This is a genomic window from Skermanella stibiiresistens SB22, assembly GCF_000576635.1.
GTDB lineage: Bacteria > Pseudomonadota > Alphaproteobacteria > Azospirillales > Azospirillaceae > Skermanella > Skermanella stibiiresistens.
On record NZ_AVFL01000015.1, the window covers coordinates 49980 to 71624 of the forward strand.

18 protein-coding genes and 1 tRNA gene are annotated in these 21645 nt (G+C 66.0%); 6 read left to right on the top strand and 13 right to left on the bottom strand.

Annotated features, from left to right (window positions below):
* Positions 1–55: 55 nt before the first annotated feature.
* Entirely contained in the window at positions 56–2911 is a 2856-nt protein-coding gene (uvrA, locus tag N825_RS19715; RefSeq protein ID WP_037455869.1) for an excinuclease ABC subunit UvrA, read from the top strand.
* A gap of 15 nt (positions 2912–2926) precedes the next feature.
* Here the strand turns inward: uvrA and N825_RS19720 are convergent, their stop codons facing one another.
* Positions 2927–3763 (bottom strand): class I SAM-dependent methyltransferase, encoded by an 837-nt coding sequence (locus N825_RS19720; protein ID WP_084164890.1) that lies wholly within the window; start codon positions 3761–3763, stop codon positions 2927–2929.
* A gap of 85 nt (positions 3764–3848) precedes the next feature.
* Between N825_RS19720 and gloB the strand changes: the two genes are divergently transcribed.
* Genes gloB through N825_RS19735 form a run of 3 tightly spaced genes read left to right on the top strand, consistent with a single transcriptional unit; the run spans position 3849 to position 5741 of the window.
* Positions 3849–4610 carry a hydroxyacylglutathione hydrolase gene (gene gloB, locus N825_RS19725; RefSeq protein ID WP_198038623.1) on the top strand — a complete coding sequence of 254 codons (762 nt, stop codon included), beginning with the start codon at positions 3849–3851 and terminating at the stop codon, positions 4608–4610.
* A gap of 60 nt (positions 4611–4670) precedes the next feature.
* On the top strand, positions 4671–5273 hold the full coding sequence (locus N825_RS19730) for a glutathione S-transferase N-terminal domain-containing protein (RefSeq protein WP_037455877.1): 603 nt from the start codon (positions 4671–4673) through the stop codon (positions 5271–5273).
* A gap of 18 nt (positions 5274–5291) precedes the next feature.
* On the top strand, positions 5292–5741 hold the full coding sequence (locus N825_RS19735; protein ID WP_037455880.1) for a cupin domain-containing protein: 450 nt from the start codon (positions 5292–5294) through the stop codon (positions 5739–5741).
* 21 nt (positions 5742–5762) lie between these two features.
* On the opposite strand, the gene N825_RS36705 is transcribed toward N825_RS19735, so the two are convergent.
* From N825_RS36705 to N825_RS19780, 9 genes are all read right to left on the bottom strand, one after another.
* On the bottom strand, positions 5763–7286 hold the full coding sequence (locus N825_RS36705) for a sensor histidine kinase (RefSeq protein WP_051512638.1): 1524 nt from the start codon (positions 7284–7286) through the stop codon (positions 5763–5765).
* A complete protein-coding gene (locus N825_RS19745; protein ID WP_037455883.1) occupies positions 7279–7950 on the bottom strand; it encodes an MEDS domain-containing protein in 672 nt (223 codons plus the stop codon). Before N825_RS19745 ends, N825_RS36705 begins: the two co-directional genes overlap by 8 nt.
* Positions 7951–8101: 151 nt before the next feature.
* The gene (locus N825_RS19750; protein ID WP_037456100.1) at positions 8102–8518 is read right to left on the bottom strand and encodes a SufE family protein; all 417 of its coding nucleotides are present in this window, start codon (positions 8516–8518) and stop codon (positions 8102–8104) included.
* A 100-nt stretch (positions 8519–8618) separates the two neighbouring features.
* Positions 8619–9728, bottom strand: a complete 1110-nt coding sequence (locus tag N825_RS19755) for an ABC transporter permease (protein ID WP_037455885.1) — start codon at positions 9726–9728, stop codon at positions 8619–8621.
* Positions 9729–9732: 4 nt separating this feature from the next.
* A complete protein-coding gene (locus N825_RS19760) occupies positions 9733–10866 on the bottom strand; it encodes an ABC transporter permease (RefSeq protein ID WP_037455888.1) in 1134 nt (377 codons plus the stop codon).
* Positions 10863–12605 carry an ATP-binding cassette domain-containing protein gene (locus tag N825_RS19765; protein ID WP_037455891.1) on the bottom strand — a complete coding sequence of 581 codons (1743 nt, stop codon included), beginning with the start codon at positions 12603–12605 and terminating at the stop codon, positions 10863–10865. Before N825_RS19765 ends, N825_RS19760 begins: the two co-directional genes overlap by 4 nt.
* Positions 12606–12609: 4 nt before the next feature.
* Positions 12610–13638, bottom strand: a complete 1029-nt coding sequence (locus N825_RS19770; RefSeq protein ID WP_157619415.1) for an HlyD family secretion protein — start codon at positions 13636–13638, stop codon at positions 12610–12612.
* Positions 13639–13781: 143 nt separating this feature from the next.
* Entirely contained in the window at positions 13782–14051 is a 270-nt protein-coding gene (locus tag N825_RS19775) for a hypothetical protein (protein WP_037455893.1), read from the bottom strand.
* 96 nt (positions 14052–14147) lie between these two features.
* Positions 14148–14224 (bottom strand) — tRNA-Ile (locus tag N825_RS19780).
* A gap of 193 nt (positions 14225–14417) precedes the next feature.
* Here N825_RS19780 and N825_RS19785 point away from each other — a divergent pair.
* Entirely contained in the window at positions 14418–15377 is a 960-nt protein-coding gene (locus N825_RS19785; protein WP_084164892.1) for an Rpn family recombination-promoting nuclease/putative transposase, read from the top strand.
* An 80-nt stretch (positions 15378–15457) separates the two neighbouring features.
* On the opposite strand, the gene rpoD is transcribed toward N825_RS19785, so the two are convergent.
* The 3 genes from rpoD to N825_RS19800 all read right to left on the bottom strand — a co-directional run bounded on the left by rpoD (position 15458) and on the right by N825_RS19800 (position 20088).
* Positions 15458–17428 carry an RNA polymerase sigma factor RpoD gene (gene rpoD / locus N825_RS19790; protein ID WP_037455897.1) on the bottom strand — a complete coding sequence of 657 codons (1971 nt, stop codon included), beginning with the start codon at positions 17426–17428 and terminating at the stop codon, positions 15458–15460.
* A gap of 130 nt (positions 17429–17558) precedes the next feature.
* Positions 17559–19418 (bottom strand): DNA primase, encoded by a 1860-nt coding sequence (dnaG, locus tag N825_RS19795; RefSeq protein ID WP_037455900.1) that lies wholly within the window; start codon positions 19416–19418, stop codon positions 17559–17561.
* Positions 19419–19626: 208 nt separating this feature from the next.
* On the bottom strand, positions 19627–20088 hold the full coding sequence (locus N825_RS19800) for a GatB/YqeY domain-containing protein (RefSeq protein WP_037455902.1): 462 nt from the start codon (positions 20086–20088) through the stop codon (positions 19627–19629).
* A gap of 389 nt (positions 20089–20477) precedes the next feature.
* Between N825_RS19800 and carA the strand changes: the two genes are divergently transcribed.
* The gene (gene carA, locus N825_RS19805) at positions 20478–21626 is read left to right on the top strand and encodes a glutamine-hydrolyzing carbamoyl-phosphate synthase small subunit (RefSeq protein ID WP_037456108.1); all 1149 of its coding nucleotides are present in this window, start codon (positions 20478–20480) and stop codon (positions 21624–21626) included.
* Positions 21627–21645: the final 19 nt, after the last annotated feature.

A 21645-nucleotide genomic window follows, 5' to 3' on the forward strand; every position in this document is an offset into this window, starting at 1 on the left:
TTGCTGCCGTGGTTTGCCGCTTCCCATCTCCCGGTCTTCCTGATAAGAACAACTCATGAACAAATCTATCACCGTCCGCGGCGCGCGGGAACATAATTTGAAGAATGTCGACGTGGATCTGCCGCGCGACAAGCTGGTGGTGATCACCGGCTTGAGCGGGTCCGGCAAGTCCTCGCTCGCCTTCGACACGATCTACGCCGAGGGGCAGCGACGCTATGTCGAGAGCCTGTCGGCCTACGCGCGTCAGTTCCTGGAGTTGATGCAGAAGCCGGACGTGGATTCGATCGAGGGGCTGTCGCCCGCGATCTCGATCGAACAGAAGACCACGTCGCGGAACCCGCGCTCCACCGTCGGCACGGTGACGGAAATCTATGACTACATGCGCCTGATGTTCGCGCGCGTGGGCGTTCCCTACTCGCCCGCGACCGGCCTGCCGATCGAGAGCCAGACCGTCAGCCAGATGGTCGACCGCGTCATGGCGATGCCGGAAGGTACCCGCCTGCTGCTGCTGGCCCCGATCGTCCGCGGCCGCAAGGGCGAGTACCGGAAGGAGCTTCTGGACCTCTCCAAGCGGGGTTACCAGCGCGTCAAGATCGACGGCGAGATGTACGAGATCGACGAGGCGCCCGCCCTCAACAAGAAGCTGAAGCACGATATCGAGGTGGTGGTCGACCGCATCGTCGTGCGCGAGGGCCTGGGCAACCGGATCGCCGATTCGCTCGAGCAGGCCCTGGCCCTGGCCGACGGGCTAGCCTTCGCGGAGAACGCGGACACGGCGGAGCGCACCACCTTCTCCGCCAAGTTCGCCTGCCCGGTCAGCGGCTTCACCATCCCGGAGATCGAGCCCCGGCTGTTCTCCTTCAACAACCCGTTCGGCGCTTGCCCGGCCTGCGACGGACTGGGCGAGAAGCTGTATTTCGATCCGCTGATGGTGGTGCCGAACGAGGACCTGTCGCTCGACAAGGGCGCCGTCGCGCCGTGGGCCAACTCGACCTCGCAGTATTACGGGCAGACGCTGGAAAGCTTGGCGCGCCACTACAAGGTCGCGACGACCAAGCCGTGGAAGGACCTGCCCGAGGATGTCCGCCACGCCATCCTGTACGGCTCCGGCGGCAAGCCGGTGACCATGCGCTATGACGACGGCTTGCGGAGCTACGAGACCAACAAGCCGTTCGAGGGCATCGTCACCAACCTGGAGCGCCGCTGGCGCGAGACGGAGAGCGCCTGGGTCAAGGAGGAGCTTGGCAAGTACCAGTCGACCCAGCCGTGCGAGGCTTGCAAGGGCGCCCGCCTGAAGCCGGAGGCGCTGGCCGTCAAGATCCGCGGCCTGCACATCAGCCAGGTCACCGAGATGTCGATCCTCAAAGCGGGCGAGTGGTTCGGCGAGTTGAACCAGCACCTCACGCCCAAGGACCAGGAGATCGCCTATCGCATCCTGAAGGAGATCAACGAGCGGCTGGGCTTCCTCAACAATGTCGGGCTGGAATACCTGACGCTCAGCCGCAACTCGGGGTCGCTGTCGGGCGGCGAGAGCCAGCGCATCCGCTTGGCTTCCCAGATCGGCTCGGGCCTGACCGGCGTGCTCTACGTGCTGGACGAACCCTCGATCGGTTTGCACCAGCGCGACAACGATCGGCTGCTCGACACGCTGCGCCGCCTGCGTGACATCGGCAATACCGTGATCGTGGTCGAGCATGACGAGGACGCCATCCGGGCCGCGGATTATCTGGTCGACATGGGACCGGCCGCCGGCGTCCATGGCGGTCAGGTGATCGCCGCCGGCACGCCGGAGGAGGTGATGGCGAACCCCAACAGCATCACCGCCGATTACCTGACCGGCCGCAGGTCCGTCCCAGTGCCGGCCGAGCGGCGCAAGGGCCACAAGGGACAGTTCCTCGAGATCGTCGGTGCCCGGTCGAACAACCTCCAGGATATCGCCACCAAGATCCCGCTCGGCACCTTCACCTGCGTGACCGGCGTGTCGGGCGGCGGCAAGAGCACGCTGGTGATCGAGACGCTGTACAAGGCGCTCGCCCGCAAGCTCAACGGCGCGCGGGAGCATCCGGCCGACCACGACGCGATCAACGGCATCGAGCACCTGGACAAGGTGATCGACATCGACCAGTCGCCGATCGGCCGCACGCCGCGGTCCAACCCCGCGACTTACACGGGAGCCTTCACGCCGATCCGCGACTGGTTCTCCGGCCTGCCGGAGGCGAAGGCGCGCGGCTACGGTCCCGGCCGCTTCTCCTTCAACGTCAAGGGCGGCCGGTGCGAGGCGTGCCAGGGCGACGGCGTGCTGAAGATCGAGATGCACTTCCTGCCCGACGTCTATGTCACCTGCGACGTCTGCCACGGCAAGCGCTACAACCGCGAAACGCTGGAGATCCTGTACCGCGACAAAAGCATCGCCGACGTGCTCGACATGACCGTGGAGGAAGGCGCCGAGTTCTTCAAGGCGGTCCCGTCGATCCGCGACAAGATGCAGACGCTGGAACGGGTGGGCCTTGGCTACATCCATGTCGGACAGGCGGCCACCACCCTGTCGGGCGGCGAGGCCCAGCGCGTCAAGCTGGCCAAGGAGCTGAGCCGCCGCGCGACCGGCCGCACCCTCTACATCCTGGACGAGCCGACCACCGGCCTGCATTTCGAGGATGTCCGCAAACTGCTGGAGGTGCTCCACGCCCTGGTCGACCAGGGGAACACCGTGGTGGTGATCGAGCACAATCTGGAGGTCATCAAGACCTCGGATTGGATCATCGACCTGGGTCCAGAAGGTGGCACCGGAGGCGGCGAGATCGTCGCGGAGGGTCCGCCGGAGAAAGTGGTCCAGGTGGAGCGCAGCTACACCGGCCGCTATCTGGCGCCCTACCTGCCGACCCCGACGCGGAAATCCCGCAAGTCGGCGTGACCCGGACGTAGGCGCTCACCCGCCGCGTGGCGTCCGGCACGGCGGCGATCCACCCTCCGCCGCGTCGCACGCGGCGGCCGGCACGCCGTCGTCATGCTCGACATGGGCGGCACCGGCGGCGCCCGGCATTCCGGCACCCGACGGCATCGGTACCATCAGGCGGCGTTTCTTGGGGCGGACCGCCTTGCGCGACACTCCGGCGTAGATCTGCTTGGTCGCTTCCTGGATGTAGACGCCGGCGAAGGCCTTGAACCAGCGTTCGCCGACCTCCTCCCAGGCGGGAGCCGAACCGAGCAGGAATCGCGACTTGATCGGCGGGATGAACAGCGCGCGGGCCGAGCGCTCCGGGACGAACATGTTCTCGCGCAGGACATGCTTGAGCTGCGACGGCGAGAACGGGCTGCCGTGTCCGAAGGGCGTCCGATCGATCCGCGCCCAGATGCCCCGCCGATTGGGCGCGACCACCAGCAACCGTCCGCCGCCCGCCATGACGCGCCAGATCTCGCGCATCATCGGGCGGAGCTGTTCGGTGCATTCCAGCCCGTGGACCAGCAGCACGCGATCGACCGACATGTCGGGCAGCGGCAGTTCCGCCTCGTCGGCCAGCGCGGACAGGCCCGGTCCCTCCGCCGGCCAATAGACGACCCCCTGCATGGCCGGCATCAGCGCTATGACGCGCTCCGCCTCATCCCGGAACGGCCGCAGATAGGGCGCCGCGTAGCCGACACCCAGGACGACCTGACCGCCGACATCCGGCCACAGCTCGCGGACACGCCGACGGATCATCCGCCGGGCGACTTGTCCCAGGCTGCTCTCGTAAAACTCTCGCAGATCGATGGCATCGGTATACATTGCGGGCGGAGCCTAACACGAAACAACCGGACGGGTCATGTCCCGGCCTTTGCTTGATCCGCGGCCATGAGGTAACCTTTTCATCATGGAAATCCAGCTCATCCCAGCGTTAAGCGACAATTACGTCTACCTGTTCAAGGATCCCGACAGCGACGCGGTCGGCATCGTCGATCCCGGCGAACCAGGCCCCGTGCTGGCCGCCCTGGAAAGAACAGGTTGGCGTCCCACCCACATCTTCAATACCCATCATCACGCCGACCACATCGGCGGCAATGGCGTGCTGAAGCAGCGATTCGGCTGCACCATCGTCGGGCCGGCGGCGGAGCGTGGCCGCATTCCGGAACTCGACGTCACGCTGGCCGACGAGGACACCTATCACTTCGGAGCCCACGAGGTCAGGGTCTTCGAGACACCGGGCCACACCAGCGGCCACATCTCGTTCTGGTTTCCCGACGTCTCCGCGCTATTCAGCGGCGACACCTTGTTCGCCCTCGGCTGCGGCCGGCTGTTCGAGGGCACGCCAGCCCAGATGTGGCATTCGCTGCTCAAGCTGCGGGGCCTGCCCGCCGACACACGGGTCTATTGCGGCCACGAGTACACCCTGTCGAACGCGCGCTTCGCGGTCACCGTCGATCCGAACAATCCCGCGCTGAAGGAGCGTGCCGCCGACATCGCCGTGCTGCGCGACGCCGGCAAGCCGACCATTCCGACAACACTGGGGGTCGAGCGCGCGACCAACCCGTTCCTCCGCGCCGACGATCCCGACATCGCCGCCGAACTTGGGCTCAAGGGCGCCGATCCGGTCGAGGTCTTCACCGAGATCCGGCGGCGCAAGGACCATTTCTAGAACCCGCTCCACAATCGGAACGGGCAGTTTCGAACAAAATAACTGGGGAAGGACCCGGACATGAAGCTGCGCTATAGCGCGACCTCGCCTTACGTGCGCAAGGTCATGATGGTCATCCACGAACTTGGCCTCGCCAAACGCGTCGAGTTGGAGAACACCGACGCCTGGAGCCCGAAGACCGACCTTCCGAACGACAATCCGATCGGCAAGGTTCCGGCGCTCGTCACCGACGACGGCATGGCCTTGTTCGACAGCCCGGTCATCTGCGAATACCTGGACAGCGTCGGCTCCGGCACCTTGTTCCCGCCAGCCGGACCGGCGCGCTGGACCGCGCTGCGTTTCCAGGCGATGGCCGATGGCATCTGCGACGCCGCCATCCTGCGCCGACTTGAAGGCAACCGGCCCGAGCAGCTGCGCTCGACCGACTGGATGGAGCGGCAGAAGGCGGCGGTCGGCCGTTGCCTGGACCTTCTGGAGAAACAGGCCGGCACCCTGGGCGATGGCGCCGACATCGGCACGCTGGCGGTGCTGTCAGCGCTTGGCTACCTGGATTTCCGCTTCGGCCACGAGGACTGGCGCGCCGGCCGCCCCGCCCTGTCCGCCTGGTTCGACAAGGCCAGCGCGCGGGAGAGCTTCACCGCGACCAAGCCGCCCGCGGCCTGAACCAAGACGGCATTGTCCATGAACGACCTCTCCGCCGCCGAGATCATCAAGCTCCTCGGGATGCGCCCGCATCCCGAGGGTGGCCACTATGTCGAGACCTTCCGCGACGCGCCGGCGGATGGGTCCCGCGGCTCCTGCACGGCGATCTATTTCCTGCTCCAAGCGGACGAGTTCTCCGCATGGCACCGGGTCGACGCCGTGGAGATCTGGCACTGGTACGCCGGGGGCCCACTTGTCCTGACGGTCTCGGCGAATGGGCACGACGCCGAGGCGGTCCATCTCGGTCCCGCGCTGGGCCACGGGCAGCGGCCCCAGGCGGTCGTCCCCGCCGGAGCCTGGCAGACGGCGGTCTCGCTGGGTTCCTGGACCCTGGTCGGCTGCACCGTCTCCCCCGCCTTCGACTTCGCCGGCTTCGAACTGGCTCCGCCGGATTGGCGGCCGACGCCGCGGCCTGGTCGGACCTCCTGAAGGCGCCCGCCGCCGTGACGCTCAGCCCCGCTTGACGCAAGACTCCGGCAGGACGAGCGTCACGGTGGTCCCGGCTCCCGGCACGCTCTCCAGCAGCAGGTCGCCGCCATGCAGCGTCATCAGGGACCGACACAGCGGCAGGCCCAGGCCAGTCCCGTCATGCGGGCGGGTATAGGCGTCGGACACCTGACCAAACGCCTCCAGCACCAGCGGAATGTCCTTTTCGGCGATGCCGATGCCGGTGTCCGCGATCGTGACCAGCAAGCCGCCGGGCGGCATGTCGTGGCGTCGGGCGGATACCGTGATCGTACCACCGCGCCTGTTGAACTTGACGGCGTTGGTCAGCAGGTTCAGCAGCACTTGGCGGAAGCGGAGCGGGTCCACCGCCAAGGCCGGCAATCCGGCCGGCACGTCGATCTCGATCCTCAGGTTCATCATCCTGGCGCGGTCGGCCACCAGCCTGACGCAGGAATCGACCATCGGAGCCAGCGCCACCGCGTCGGGGCGCAGTTCGACCCGTCCGGCCTCGATCCGCGCCACATCCAGGATGTCGTTGATCACCTCCAGCAGGTGCTCGCCGGACTGTTTGATATCGATCAGGTACTCCCGGTACTTCTCCGCTCCCAAGGGACCCAGCGCCTCCAGCCCCATGAACTCCGAGAAACCGATGATCGCGTTCAGCGGTGTCCGCAATTCATGGCTCATGTTGGCGAGGAACTGCGTCTTCAGCCGGTTCGCCTGTTCCGCCAGATCCTTGGCCGTCAACAGGTCCCGCTCGGCCCGTTTTTTCGCGGTGTCGTCCCGCGCGATGCCATCGATGCCGGTGAATTGCCCGCGGGCATCGAACCGCGCGGCGGCATTGGTCGAAACCCAGACCTCCGCGCCGGACTTGTGGCGCATCATGCCCTCGATCATGACGACCTCGCCCTGGGCGGCCAGCACCCGCTCGCGCTCCCGCAGATACAGTTCCGGGTCGACGTGATGGTCACTCATCCTGGTGCCCAGGAACGTCTCCGGCGCGTAACCCAGGATCGAGAAGACGCCCGGCGACACCATCACCACCCGATCGCTGTCGCCGGTGCGGAAGAAGATGTCGGGGATGGTGTTCAGGATGGCCTGGAGGTCATGCTCGATCAGCAACAGTTCCCGCCGGGTCTTCCGAACCTCGACGTGCAAGCGCTGCTCACGCTCGTGGCCGGATCGCTGATCGCGGCGGAGTTCCAGAAAGCTGGCGATGATGCCGAGGGTGGTGCGGATGAAGGGCAGGATCGCGTCGAACGACTCGGCGTCATCGATGGCGACGGCGAAGCCACCGAAGCTGTCGCCTCCCGAGGCCAGCGGAATCACGGCGTCGTGCCCATCCCACGCCGGACCGCCTGGACCGAAGGGGATCACGGTGGCGATGCCCGGCATCTCCGCCAAGCCGCCGGCCAGGAACTTGAGCACCGCGTCGGGCTCCGGCAACCCGACCGCGACGCCTTGCATGACCAGCAGTTGCGACAGCGCGCGCGCCCCGGCTTCCCTTCGACCATCGGGCTCAAGCATCGGTCCCGGCCACCCCTCCCGACACCTCTCGCGACGCCGCCCCCGGCACCGCCACAGCGGATCCGCCGCCATGAAGCGGGTTGCGCAGCACCACGCCCCTGATCATCACCATCGGATGCAGCCGAAGCACCTCCATCAGGATGGCGCCGTCGAAGCGCCTGACATCGTATTGGCAGAGTGCGGTCACTCCCGTCTCGCCGACGAGGTCATCCACCGCCGCCTCGAACTCGATCAACCGCCCGCCGCCATCCCAGCCGAAAACCGTGGGATTGATCTCGCTGACGATCCGGGTGCCGGCCCACCCATCCCGCGCCGCGGACACGCCGTGATCCCGCATCGCTCCGACCATGTGCTCGGGATCGAAGCGATTGGCGGAAAAGCACAGGTCGCTGGTCGCGGCGATCGACAGTTGCCCCGTGGCGCAGGCCATCTCCAGCGACAGCCCGACCGATGAAAGATGGGAGCCGAGCGCTGAAATGGGCACGTTGTCGGAGCAGCAGACGCATTTGTCGCCATCGCCCAGTCCACTCGCCAGAAAGCCGGTGACGGCGCCCAACCGTTCGTCCTCATCCGCGAAGAACTGGCAGATATGGACGCCGGACATGACCCGCTCATTCCACGCGCCGACCGAGATCCTCCTCTGACCGGCATCCAGCAAAGCCATGCCCGAACCGCCTCTCGATATCACCAGATTTTACCGAGTTTATCAGAAAATGCGGCACATCGCGGAAGAATCGGATCATATGACCGTAAGGATATTGCGCCCGTCCCGCCGGGGCCGGAGCGTCGGAACGGACCGGTTCAGCCCGTTCCCCTCAGGATGGGGCGCCCACGCGCGCCTTGGCGGAAGCCTTGATGGTCTCCACCATCGAGAAGAAGCCGTTGCGGCGATTTGGGCTCAGGTGCTGGTCCAGCCCGATCCGGGTGAAGATCGCCTCCAGGTCGGTGTTCAGGATCTCCTCCGGCGTGTGGTCGGAGTAGGCGGTCAGCAGGATCGCCGCCAATCCCTTGACGATCGCGCTATCGCTGTCGGCGGCGAACCGTAGCCGGCCGTCCTCCGCCGGCAGCGGCACCAGCCAGACTTGGCTCATACAGCCCTCGACCTTGAAGGCGTCGGTGTGATAGCGGTCGTCCAGCGGTTCCAGATCCCGCCCCAGATCGATGACGTAGCGGTACCTGTCCTCCCACTCGTCGAACAATCCGAAGTTCTCGATCAGTTCATCGATCGTCATGGCGGCTCCTGATCGCGATTCCGTATCGCGGTTGTTGGTCCGTACCAGCCCGGCGGCTTCCACGCAAGCGCCAGCCCTTGTAAGACGGTCCTCGGAACGGTCAGCGCAGCCGGTTGCGGAACAACCAGACCGCCCCGCCCAGGGTCACGGTGCCGATCACGGCCATCGGCCAGACGCTCGCCAGCACCAGTTCCGCCGGCAAATCCTTGAGGAAGATCCCCTGCACGATGACAAGGAAGTGCCGCAGCGGGTTCCCCAGGGTCAGCATCCGGATCGCCTCCGGCATGTTCTCGATCGGCGTGGCGAAGCCGGACAGGATGATGGCCGGCACCAGGAACAGGAAGGCGCCCAGGATCGCCTGCTGCTGGGTACCCGACAGGGCCGAGATGAACAGCCCCACGCCGATGATCGAGAGCAGGAAGACGAACAGGCTCAGGTAGAGCAGCGCCAGGGAGCCGACCAGCGGGATGCGGAACCACAGGAGCGCCGCCACCACGATCAGCGTCCCCTCCGCCATGCCGATGATCAGGGCCGGCACGATCTTGCCGATCAGGATCTCCGCCGGACGCAGCGGCGTCACCAGCAGCTGGTCGAAGGTGCCAAGCTCCCGCTCGCGCGCGACCGACAAGGCCGTGACGACCAGGGCCACCACCTGCGTCAGGATACCCATCAGCCCAGGCACCACCACCCACAGGCTCAGCAGGTTCGGATTGAACCAGGCGCGCTCGATCAGCGGCGCCGATGGTCCCGTCAGCTTGTGGAGCGCCGCCCAATCGCGGTTGAAGTCGCCGATGATGGTGGAGGCGTAGCCCATCACGATCTGCGCCGTGTTCGACCCCCGCCCATCCAGCACCAGTTGGGCCTGTGTCGGCACTCCCGCCAGCAGCCGGCGGGAGAAGTCCACGCCAAGATGGACCACCATCACCGCGTCGCGATTGTCGATCACCCGCGCGATGGCCGAGGCGTCGTCCAAGTGAAGCACGCGGGCGAAGTCGGGCGCCGCCTCGAACCGGGCGATCAGGTCGCGGGACGGCGCGCCCGCGTCCTCGTTGAGCACGGCGATACGGATGTTCGTCACGTCGTAGGTCGCGGCGTAGGAGAACACGAAGAGCTGGATCAGCGGCGGCACGATCAGCACGAAGCGGCTCTTGCGGTCGCGCCAGACCGACAGCAACTCCTTGATGATCAGGGCGCGAAGGCGGGACCACATGGCTTCAATCCAGCCGTTTGCGGGTACGGGCCGCCGTGGCCGACAGGAACACCAGCGCGATCAGCGCCATGGCTCCCAGATCCGGCAGGATCACCGGCCAGATCGTTCCGGCGAGGAACAGCGTCTGCAAGGTGGAGACGAAGTAGCGCGCCGCCACCGCGTGGGTCAGCACCTGTATCCAGCCCGGCATGCTGCCGATCTCGAACACGAAACCGGAGAGCATGAAGGCCGGCAGGAAACCCGAGACGATCGCGACCTGCCCGGCGACGAACTGGTTGCGCGTGACGGTCGAGATGAACAAGCCCATGGCGAGCGCCCCGATCAGGAAGACGGCGGCGACGCCGAACAGCACCGCGATCGAGCCTCGGATCGGCACCCCGAACTGGAAGACCGCCATCGCGACCGACAGCGTCATCGCCAACATACCCAGCACGAAATAAGGCACCAGCTTGCCGGCCAGCAACTCCACCAAGCCGGTTTGGGTCGCGATCAGCGCCTCCATCGTGCCGCGCTCCCATTCGCGCGCCACCACCAGCGAGGTCAGCAGCGTGCCGATCAGCGTCATGATGATGGCGATCAGGCCCGGCACCAGAAAGTTTCGGCTCCGAAGCTCGGGGTTGAACCAGATCCTCGGCTCGGCGACCACGGGAACGCTCGCGACCCGGCCGCGCGCCATCGCCTCCTGCCGGGCCCAGGCGGACCAGACGCCCTCGGCGTAGCCGCGGACGATCCGGGCGGTGTTGGCCTCGGTCCCGTCGAGCAGGAGTTGGATCGGCGCGGTGTCCAGGCGCTCCAGCCGCGCCGCGAAATCCGCCCGCAGCACGACCACGCCGTCGGCCCGCCCGGCGACCAGATCCGCCTCCGCGTCGGCCCGGTGACGCATCACCGAAACCTCGAGATAGGGCGAGTTGGCGAAGGACGCGATGAACCGCTCGGCCTCCGGGGTCGGGTTCTCGACCACCACGGTGACGCGCACGTTGTTGGCGTCCAGCGAGACGCCATAGCCGAACAGCAGAAGCAGGACGACCGGCAGCACGAAGGCGATCAGCAGGCTGCTCGGATCGCGGAGGATCTGGAGCGTCTCCTTCCTGACCAGCCCGAACAGCCGCAGGCGCCGAGCGGCGCCAGGGGCGATCATGCCGTCTCCCGCGCGCGGTCGTGGCGCTCGATCAGGCGGATGAAGGCGTCCTCCAGCGTCGGATCGGGCAGGCCGGCGTCGCGCGCGCTCTCCTTCAGCGCGTCGGGCGAATCCATCGCGATGATGGCGCCCCGATACACGATGCCGACCCGGTCGCAGTATTCGGCCTCGTCCATGAAATGCGTGGTGACCAGCACCGTCACCCCCTGCCCGGCCATGGCGTTGATATGCGCCCAGAACTCGCGCCGGGTCAGCGGATCGACACCGGAGGTCGGCTCGTCCAGGAACAGGATGGCCGGTTCGTGCATGATCGCGCAGGCCAAGGCCAGCCGCTGCTTGAAGCCCAGCGGCAATTCCCCGGCATCGGAGCCGACGAATGGCCTCAGCCCGAACCCGTCGATCATCCGCGCCACGGCGGCGCGCCGGACGCCACCGGCCAACCCATAGGCCCCCGCGAAGAAATCCAGGTTCTGCCGCACGCTCAGATCGGGGTAGAGCGAGAACTTCTGCGACATGTAGCCAAGCCGCGCGCGAGCCAAAGCGGGAGCGTGGGCCAGCGATATGCCGGCCAGCCGCGCCGTGCCGGAGGTCATCGGCAGCAGGCCGCACAGCATCTTGAAGGTGGTGGACTTGCCGGCGCCATTCGGACCCAGCAGCCCGAAGATCTCGGCGCGGCGAACCATGAAGGAGACGCGGTCGACGGCGGTGAAGTCGCCGAACCGGCGGGTCAGGTCGACAGCCTCCACCGGAAAGCCACCCTCGTCCGCCGCCGGTGCGGTCGCGGTGATCGACGGCACCACCCCGGTGGCCGCGTGATCACCGCCGGACGTCCGCAATAGGCTGACGAACGCGTCCTCGAAGCGGGGACGTACCGGCTCGACGGCACCAGCACCGACGGGCGCCGATGCTCCCTCCCTCATCACCAGCCGCAAGCTGCGCCCTTGGATCAGCGCGTCGACCACATCGGGCCGCTTTTGGGCCTCCGCGAGGGCACCGCGCTTCCCGGCGGTGTCCAATCCGCGCATGACGAAGCTGCGCCCTTCCATCCGGCGCGTCAGGTCGGTCGGATCGCCCGAATGCAGCAGGCGGCCCTCGTTCAGCAGCATGACCGACTGGCAGCGTTCCGCCTCGTCCAGGTAGGCGGTGCTCCAGAGCACGCCGATGCCTTGGTCGACCAATTCGTAGACCATTCGCCACAGCTCGCGCCGCGACAGCGGATCGACACCGACGCTGGGCTCGTCCAGCAGCAGCAGGCGCGGCGGACGGATCAAGGTGCAGGCGAGCCCAAGCTTCTGCTTCATGCCGCCGGACAGCGCGCCGGCGAGACGGCCACGGAACGGTTCCAAGCCGGTGAACCCCAGCAACCGCTGGAACGCGGCGGCGCGGTCGCCGCCAGTCACCGCGCGGAGATCGGCGTGCAGCGTCAGGTTCTCCGCGACCGTCAGATCCTCGTAGAGACCAAACCGCTGCGGCATGTATCCGACGACGCCTCTGACGTCCTCACCATCGGCGATGCTGTCGAAGCCGCACACGGTGACCGCTCCGGCGGAGGGCTTGAGCAGGCCGGCGATCAGCCGGATCAGCGTCGTCTTGCCGGCCCCATCCGGCCCGACCAGACCGGTCACCCGCCCCGGCATCACCACGGCCGACAGGCCGTCAAGCGCCATCCGCCCGCCGAAGCGCTTGGCGACGCCATCGATCGTCACCAGCGGCTCGGGCTTGACGGCATGCCCCGTCATGGCGTCATCCCGCCCTGGGCGTCAGGCCGGGCGGAGGGCCGTCAAGCTTGATCGTGACCGGCATGCCTTGGCGCAGGCCGTCGTCGGCATCCTCGACCGTCAGCCTGATCCGATAGACGAGGCTGGAGCGCAGCTCCGGCGTCTCGACCGCGCGCGGCGTGAACTCCGCCGTCGGCGAGACGAACCCAACCTTTCCCCGGTATGTCCGGCCTCCCGGCATATCCGTCGAAATGCTCACCATCATCCCCGGCTTGACCCTGCCCAGAGCGGTTTCCGGCACGAAGCCGCGGATCCAAACCGGATCGTCGATCGACAGGGCGTAGACCGCCGAACCGGGAAGCACGATCGCCCCCGGCTCCAACACTCGGGTCAGGATCGTCCCGGCGGATGGCGCGTACAGGACCGTATCCGCGACCCGGCGCTCGATCAGGCTGAGCGTCGACTGGTCGGCGGCGAGCTGAGCCTTGGCCGCCGCGATGTCCTCCGTCCTGGGTCCGGCCACGGCGAGGGCCAGTTGCTGCCGCGTGACCTCCCGCTTCGCCTGCGCCTGTTCGAGCGCCGTCTCGGCGTCCTCCAGCGCCTGCTGTGACACGACATCGCGCCGAGCCAGCTCCACCTGCCGCTGACGCACCGAGCGCGCGTAGGTCACGGAAGCCTCGGCCTCGGCGACATTGGCTCGGGCGAGGGCCACCTCCTCCGGCCTGCTGCCCGCGACAAGCTTGGCGACCTGTGCCTTCTGGGCATCGAGGCGCGCCCGGGCGATGGCGAGACCATCGGTGTAGTAGTTGCTCTCGACCCTGGCGAGTTCCTGGCCGGCGGTGACCATGTCGCCCTCACTCACCAGCATGGTGGTGATCCGGCCTTCGACATTGAACGCGAGGTTGACTTGCCGGATGTCGACGTTGCCGGTGAGCACCAGGACACCCGCGTCGGCTGGCGCCTGGAGCGCGAAGCGCCACACCCCAACCCCCGCCAGGATCAGGAGCACGATGGCGACCGCGACTTTGAAGCGACCGCGTTGGGATGGTGTCACGATCGGTACGGCATGGCTGGAGTTTCCAGAACAGGCGGGCGCCTGGGATGGTGATCCACGGGCTTGGGAGAAGTGCCGATGATTCCCTCCACTATGCCCGCGGAGCCGCCACGTCCTTGATCCATCTCATGGCTGGAGCGAATTCAGTGGGGCGGATCGTTCCGGATCAAATGCTCGACCAGCGCCGGCAAACTCTCGCCGATCTGCCGGGCGACGCGTTCGGCGTCATCGTGATCGGTGGCCTCCGCCACCAGCTTGGCGAGCGCGATCGTCATCGCCTGGAGTAGGAGCTTGGTATCGAGACCGGCGTGATTGGTCTGGGTCGCGAGGGCGAGGAACGAATTGGTGGCCCGGGCCAGGGGCGCCGCCTCGCGCGCCTGTCGAAACGAGGACAGATCTATGGTTTCCGCCATTCTCCCTCCACTTGCTTCGGCAACTGGATTGAGCGTGCGGTCAATCTCACGGATTTGCAAGCTCGCAGGCCAGCGAGGCGTCAGCGAGCGGGGGAATGGTGGGCGTGACCGGACTTGAACCGATAACCAGACCGTTATGAGCGGCCAGCTCTAACCAGTTGAGCTACACGCCCGACGCGAGGCACGAGAATGTGCCGCTGAAAACGCTTCAAAGCAACCCCGATATTCGCGAAGCGGTCACGATCCGGAACCACGATCCTGCCTCGAGTCGGCGAGGACATACCGACGCACTCACGCGAGAAAATTTGCAGGCACTCGCGTATCCATGCTCGAAGATGGGGTGGGATACCCAGGAGCCTTATCCGCATGCCGCGTTCCGATTCAGTTTACCACCGCCTTTTCTCCCACCCGCTGATGATCGAACAGTTGATCAGGGAGTTCGTGTCCGAGGAAGTGGCCGCTGGACTGGACTTTGGCCGCATGGAGCGGGTCAACGCCAAGTTCCACAGCCCTGGCGGCCGCCGGCGCGAGGGCGATGTCATCTGGCGCGTGGCGACCAACTCCGGAGAAGTCGTCCACATCTACCTGATGCTGGAATTCCAGTCGCGCACCGACTGGTGGATGCTGGTCCGCGTGCAAGTGTACATCGGCTTGCTCTGGCAGCAGATCATCGAGGAACGGAAGCTGCCGTCCGGTAGCCGCCTGCCCCCGGTCCTGCCGATCGTGCCATACAACGGTGACAGGCCCTGGACCTCGCCCACCGACTCCGCTGGCTTGAACGCGGTGGCGCCAAGTTCGCCACTCTGGTCTTGGCAGCCCAACATCCGTTATCATCTGATCGACGAGGCGGCATTCAAGGCAGAGGATCTGGCGGAAAGCGACAGTTTGGTGGCGCTGCTCTTCCGTGTCGAGAATTGCACGCAACGCGATGAGTTGCCTCGGCTGATTGGTCGGTTGGTGGATTGGTTCAAACAGCACGCCGGCAATGAGGCCTTGATGAGGTTGTTCGGCGAGGTCGTATCGCAAGCCGCCGTCAGTATCGTCGGCGTCGGAGACGTGACTACTCAATACAACGATCTGACGGAGGTTCAGAACATGCTCGCGACGCGCTTCAAGGAGTGGGAGACGCAGTTAAGAGCCGAGGGTTTGACGAAAGGTCGGGCGGAGATGCTATCCCGGCAACTCGAACGCCGTTTCGGTCGTTTGCCCGCCGAGGCGGACTCGATGATCGCGTCAGCGACCGCCGAACAACTCGACGTCTATATGGATCGCCTCATGGAGGCTGGTTCGCTCTCCGACGTGTTCCAGGACGTCCAAGCGGGCTGAAGCGACCCGTCTCCTCCCAGCATATATACTGCGGGATTTCACACCGGAGACGCCCCCGGTGTGAAAATCAAAAGCGGCATTCAGGTATCCAGGAAGCTCCGCAACTTCCGTGACCGGCTCGGGTGCTTCAGCTTGCGCAGCGCCTTCGCCTCGATCTGGCGGATGCGCTCGCGGGTGACGGAGAACTGCTGACCGACCTCCTCGAGGGTGTGGTCGGTGTTCATGCCGATGCCGAAACGCATGCGGAGCACCCGCTCCTCGCGCGGCGTCAGGCTGGCCAGAACCCGCGTGGTCGTCTCGCGCAGGTTCGCCTGGATGGCGGCGTCCAGTGGCAGGACGGCGTTCTTGTCCTCGATGAAATCGCCAAGATGCGAGTCCTCCTCGTCACCGATGGGCGTCTCCAGCGAGATCGGCTCCTTGGCGATCTTCAGGACCTTGCGGACCTTCTCCAACGGCATCAACAGGCGTTCCGCCAACTCCTCGGGTGTCGGCTCGCGGCCGATCTCGTGGAGCATCTGGCGGGAGGTCCGGACCAGCTTGTTGATCGTCTCGATCATGTGGACCGGGATGCGGATGGTGCGGGCTTGGTCGGCGATGGAGCGGGTTATCGCCTGCCTGATCCACCATGTCGCGTAGGTCGAGAACTTGTAACCCCGGCGATACTCGAACTTATCGACCGCCTTCATCAGGCCGATATTCCCCTCCTGGATCAGGTCCAGGAACTGGAGGCCACGGTTGGTATATTTCTTGGCGATCGAGATGACCAGCCGGAGGTTGGCCTCCACCATCTCCTTCTTGGCGCGGCTCGCCTCCTTCTCGCCTTTCTGGACGGTCGAGACGATCCGGCGGAACTCCAGGATCGGCAGTCCCGCCTCGTCGGACAGCATGGAGATCTGCTCTCGGACCTTGACGATCTCGTTCGAGTGCTTTTCCAGGAAACGGGGCCAAGCCTTGCCGGACAGACCCTTGATGCGGTCGGTCCAGTTCGGGTCCAGCTCGTGACCCTGATAGTGATGCAGGAAGTCCTCGCGCTTGACCTTGCTCTCGGTCGCCATGCGCAGCAGGCGGCCTTCCATGCTGTTCAGGCGCCGGTTGATGCCATAGAGCTGTTCGACGAGTTGCTCGATCCGTGGGTTGTTGAGCCGCACGGTATTCATCAGCTCAATCAGTTCGGTCCGCAGCTTGTCGTATTTCTTGTCGCTCTTGCCAAGGTCCTCGCCGCGCTGGATGGTCGCCAGCCGCGCTTCCTGAATCTTGTGCAGCTTCTCATAGGTCGCCGCGATCTTCTCGAAGGTCTCCAGGACCTGCGGCTTGAGCGCCGCCTCCATCGCGGACAGGGAGAGATTGTTCTCCTCCCCATCGCCTTCCCCATCGGCGTCGCCTTCCGCCCCGATCGGCGGTTCCTCGGACTCCTCGCCCTCGGCCGCCGGTTCCCGAGCCGGAGCGGCCTCGCCCTCGGCCACGACGGGGATCGGCTCGGCGTCAGGGCCGCCGCCGTAGGTGGCATCCAGGTCGATGATGTCGCGCAGCAGCATCTTGCCCTCGTTGAGGGCATCGTGCCATTCGATGATCGCGCGGATGGTCAGGGGGGATTCGCAGATGGCGCCGATCATCTGCTCGCGGCCGGCCTCGATCCGCTTCGCGATGGCGATCTCGCCCTCGCGTGACAGCAGTTCGACCGAGCCCATCTCGCGCAGATACATCCGCACCGGATCGTCGGTGCGGCCAACGTCGTCATCGTCCAAATTGCCGGAAACGCGGGTTTCGCCGTCGCTGTCGGCCGCCGCGTTCTGATTTTCGTCCTGTTCCTCGCTCTCGACGACGTTGATGCCCATCTCGGAGAGCATCGCCATCGTGTCCTCGATCTGCTCGGAGGAGGACTGGTCAGGCGGGAGAGCCGCGTTCATCTCGTCGTAAGTGACGTAGCCACGCTCGCGGCCGCGGGCGATCATCTTCTTGACCGCCTGCACCATGCCGTCCATCAGCGGGCCGTCGCCGGATTCTTCACGATTTTCCGTCACTTCCGTGCCGTTCGTCGTTTTCGTGGCCATTCGATAGATGCCCCCGCCTAGAAAACACGTGATATGCGGAAGGCCCGCGGTGCCCCGCGCCACCCACACACACAGGACTGACTTTTATTGGCCTGACCCAAGCTCCATGCTCCATCTGCCATAGGCGACCTCAGTATTCAAGGTCGGGGTCGTCGAACTCGGCCGCACCGGCCTCGGCTTCCAGCAGCGCTCGAACCCGGCTCCAGTTGTCCGCGTTCATATCGCGGGCGAAGGATTGGGTCGCTTCCCGCCGTTCGGACTTGATATGATCGGTATATGTCTGCCCCCATACGTCATACCAGCCTCGCCGGGCATGCTCCAGTGTCGCGTCGGGCCGGGCGAAGGCATACAGGAAGGAAGCCGGGCCAATCGCGTCTGCCAGGTCGGAGAAGCCCTTCCCAGTCAAGTGGCTACCCAAACCGGCAGCGTCAAGACCAGGATGCTCGCTGAGGGTTGACACCACCGCCTGACGCAACACGTCGAGCGAGGCCAGCGAGAACTCGACCCCTCCGATGGATTCACCAACCTCGTCGAATAATTCCGGGTGATTCAGCAGTGTGGCGAGAAGAACACGCTCCCGAACTTCCCGTGCCGGTCGTGGCCGGCTCCTTTGGAAATCCTGCGGTGGATCGGTGTTGCGCGGCTGCCGAAAGCCTTTCCCCTTGAAGCCGGAGCCGCCGGCGAACCGCTGGCTGGGCTTGAAGCCCGGTCTGGCGCGAAAACGCTCGAAGAAGCGGTTCCGCATCTCATCGCGATAAAGCGTCTGGACGGTCCGGTCGGCGATCATTCCGACGCGTTCGTCAAGGGCGGCCTGAAGCCCCGCGCGCGCTTCCGGCGAGTCCAGCACCCTGCCCTCCTCCTCCATCCGCCACAGCACGTCGGCCAGGGGAATGGCGCCGTCGAGCACCTGCCGCATCGCCTTGGCCCCTTGCTTCCGCAACAGGCTGTCGGGATCCTCGCCACCTTCCATGAAGGCGACGCGGACGGAGTGGTCCGGCAGCAGATGGGGCAGGACGCGCTCGACCGCCCGGAACGCGGCGCGCTGGCCCGCCTTGTCGCCGTCGAAGCAGAGGATCGGGACCCGCCGCCCAGGAGGCGCCAGCTTCCAAAGCTCCAGGATCTGCGTCTCGGTCAAGGCCGTGCCCAGTGGCGCCACGGCACCGGTGAAGCCGGCACGAACCAGCGCTATGACGTCCATGTAGCCTTCGACCACGACGATCGGCTCGCCGTCGGCCGCCGCCTGCCGCGCCCGGCTCATGTTGTAGAGCAGGCGTCCCTTGTGGAAGAGCGGGTTGTCGGCGGAGTTGATGTATTTCGGGCCGTCGCCCTCCATGATCCGGCCGCCGAAGGCGACCACCCGCCCGCGCCGGTCGGTGACGGGGAACATGACCCGGTTGCGGAAGAAGGAGAAGGCGCCGCCGCCGTATTCCGACGCGCGGACGACGCCGGCCTCCAGCATGTCCTCCTCCTTGTAGCCCTCGCGCGCCAGATGGATCCGCAGCGCGTTGCCATCGGCCGGCGCGAAGCCAAGCCGGAAGCGAACCATGGTGTCCTCGTCCAGCCCTCGGCTCTTCAGGTAATCGAAGGCGGCCCGTCCGGCGGTGCCGGCGAGTTGGGCCTCGAACCATCGGCAGGACGCCTCGACCAGATCATGGAGCGATTTCTGCCGTTCGAAGCGCTGCCGATCCTCAGGCGTCGATTGCGGAACCTGGAGCCCCGCCTCCGAGGCGAGCTGCTCGACCGCCTCCGGGAACGCCAGATTGTCGTGGCGCATGGCGAAGCCGATGATGTCGCCATGGGCGCCACAGCCGAAGCAGTGGAAGAAGCCCTTCTGGTCGTTGACGTAGAAACTGGGAGTCTTCTCGTTGTGGAACGGGCACGGCGCCTTGAACTCGCGCCCGGCCCTGATCAGGCGCATGCGCTTTCCCACCACGTCGGACAGTGGCAGGCGAGCCCTCAGCTCTTCAAGGAATTGTGGGGGAAACGCCATGGAGCCCGGGTGTCACCTTAAAAATAACGGATCGCGCGACTATCGGATCGCGTGAACGACGGACCGGCCAGCTTATCCACCACACCTGGGCTCATCCACGATGGAGAGTGCGGGATATGGCCACCCATGCCCAGACTCCCATCGACGGTAAGCCATACTTGGTTAACGAGATATGAAGACCGCTTCCGGACGAAGGCCGCCTCAAGGATCAGCTCGAGACCAGCACCTGCTTCACGTAGCCGCTCGCCTTGCCGAAATCCATCTGCCCGGCGTAGCGGGTTCGCAGTTCGGCCATGGCGCGCCCCATGTCCTTGATGCCGGTGGCGCCGACCTCCTTGATCACGGTATCGACGGCGGCACGGATCTCCGCCTCGCCCAACTGCTTGGGCAGGAAGTTCTCGATGATGCCAATCTCCTCCCGCTCCTGCTCGGCCAGTTCGAGCCTGCCACCCTGCTCATACAGGGCGATCGCCTCGCGGCGTTGCTTGATCATGGTCTGGAGCATGGAGAGGATTTCCTCCTCGTCGATCCCGTCCGTGATCCCGCGGCCGCGCGCGGCGATGTCGCGATCCTTGAGGGCCGCCAGGATCAGGCGCAGCGTGGAGACCGCGCGCTGGTTCTTGGCTCGCATCGCCTCTTTCAAGGCCTCGCTCAGCCGGCTGCGAAACATCGTGTCGATCCTCGTCAAACGGGTCCCGGGACAACCGGGCGAACCCCCGCGTTGGCCCCTTGGATAGGCGGTATTTTTCAAATGATAGCGAATCTCGACGGCTTCCGCCAGCGGAGCCGGGGCATGCCCGCCGCCCGCCTCCGGATGTCCGATCCCGCGGCGCCTCCCCTTGACCACGGGCCGGCCATGGTCTAATCGCACGGTCGTGGAGTGAACCGCGATCGGCCCTGGGGCCGGACGCGGTCTTGACGCGTGCCCTTCTCCCGACCAGATCGGGCGGGAGCGGCCACCGTCACATGCCGCATCAGGTAATGCGCCCGAAGGGGCGGTCAATAAGAGGTCTGTCAGCGATGTCCGAGAACAATCCCGCCGCCCCCCCGCCGAACGCCATGGCGCCGCGTCCGGAAGGCGCCACCGCCGTCCTGGTCCTAGCCGATGGAACGGTGCTGTGGGGACGAGGATTGGGTGCCACGGGTGCTTCGGTCGGCGAGGTCTGCTTCAACACGTCGATGACCGGCTATCAGGAGATCCTGACCGACCCCAGCTACGCCGGGCAGATCATCACCTTCACGTTCCCGCATATCGGCAACACCGGCGCCAACCTGGAGGACATCGAGACGGTGACCCCGGCGGCGCGGGGCTTGGTCCTGCGGGCCGACATCACCGAACCATCGAACTGGCGCGCCACCCGTCACCTGGACGATTGGCTGAAGAGCTTCGACCTGATCGGCATCTCGGGCATCGACACCCGGCGCCTGACCCGGCGCATCCGCGATGGCGGCGCCCCGACCGGCGTCGTGGCGCATTCGCCCGACGGCAAGTTCGACCTGGAGGCCTTGCTGGCCCAGGCGGCGCAATGGCCGGGCCTGGAGGGAATGGACCTCGCCAAGGACGTGTCGTGCCGCCAGACCTATTCGTGGGACGAAGGCATGTGGAGCCTGGGCAAGGGCTACGCCAAGCAGGAGAGCCCACGCCACCACGTCGTCGCGATCGACTACGGCGCCAAGCGCAACATCCTCCGTTGCCTCGCGGGCACCGGTGCAAAGGTGACCGTGGTACCGGCGACCGCCACTGTCGAGGACGTGATGCGGCACAAGCCTGACGGCGTCTTCCTGTCCAATGGTCCGGGCGATCCGGCCGCCACCGGCGTCTACGCGGTGCCGACCATCCGCGGCCTGATGGATACCGGCGTGCCGATGTTCGGCATCTGCCTGGGGCACCAGTTGATGGCGCTGGCGCTGGGCGCCGAGACCGGCAAGATGCCTCTGGGCCACCGCGGCGCCAATCATCCGGTCAAGGACCTGGAGACCGGTAAGGTCGAGATCACCAGTCAGAACCATGGCTTCGTGGTCAAGCCCGAGACCCTGCCCGACACCGTCGAGGTGACCCATGTCAGCCTGTTCGATGGCACCAACGAGGGCCTGAAGGTCAAGGGCAAGCCGATCTTCTCGGTCCAGTACCACCCAGAGGCGTCACCGGGCCCGGAAGATAGCCATTATCTGTTCCACCGCTTCGTCGACATGATCGGGAAGCGCTGACGCCAAGCTGGCTTGGAGG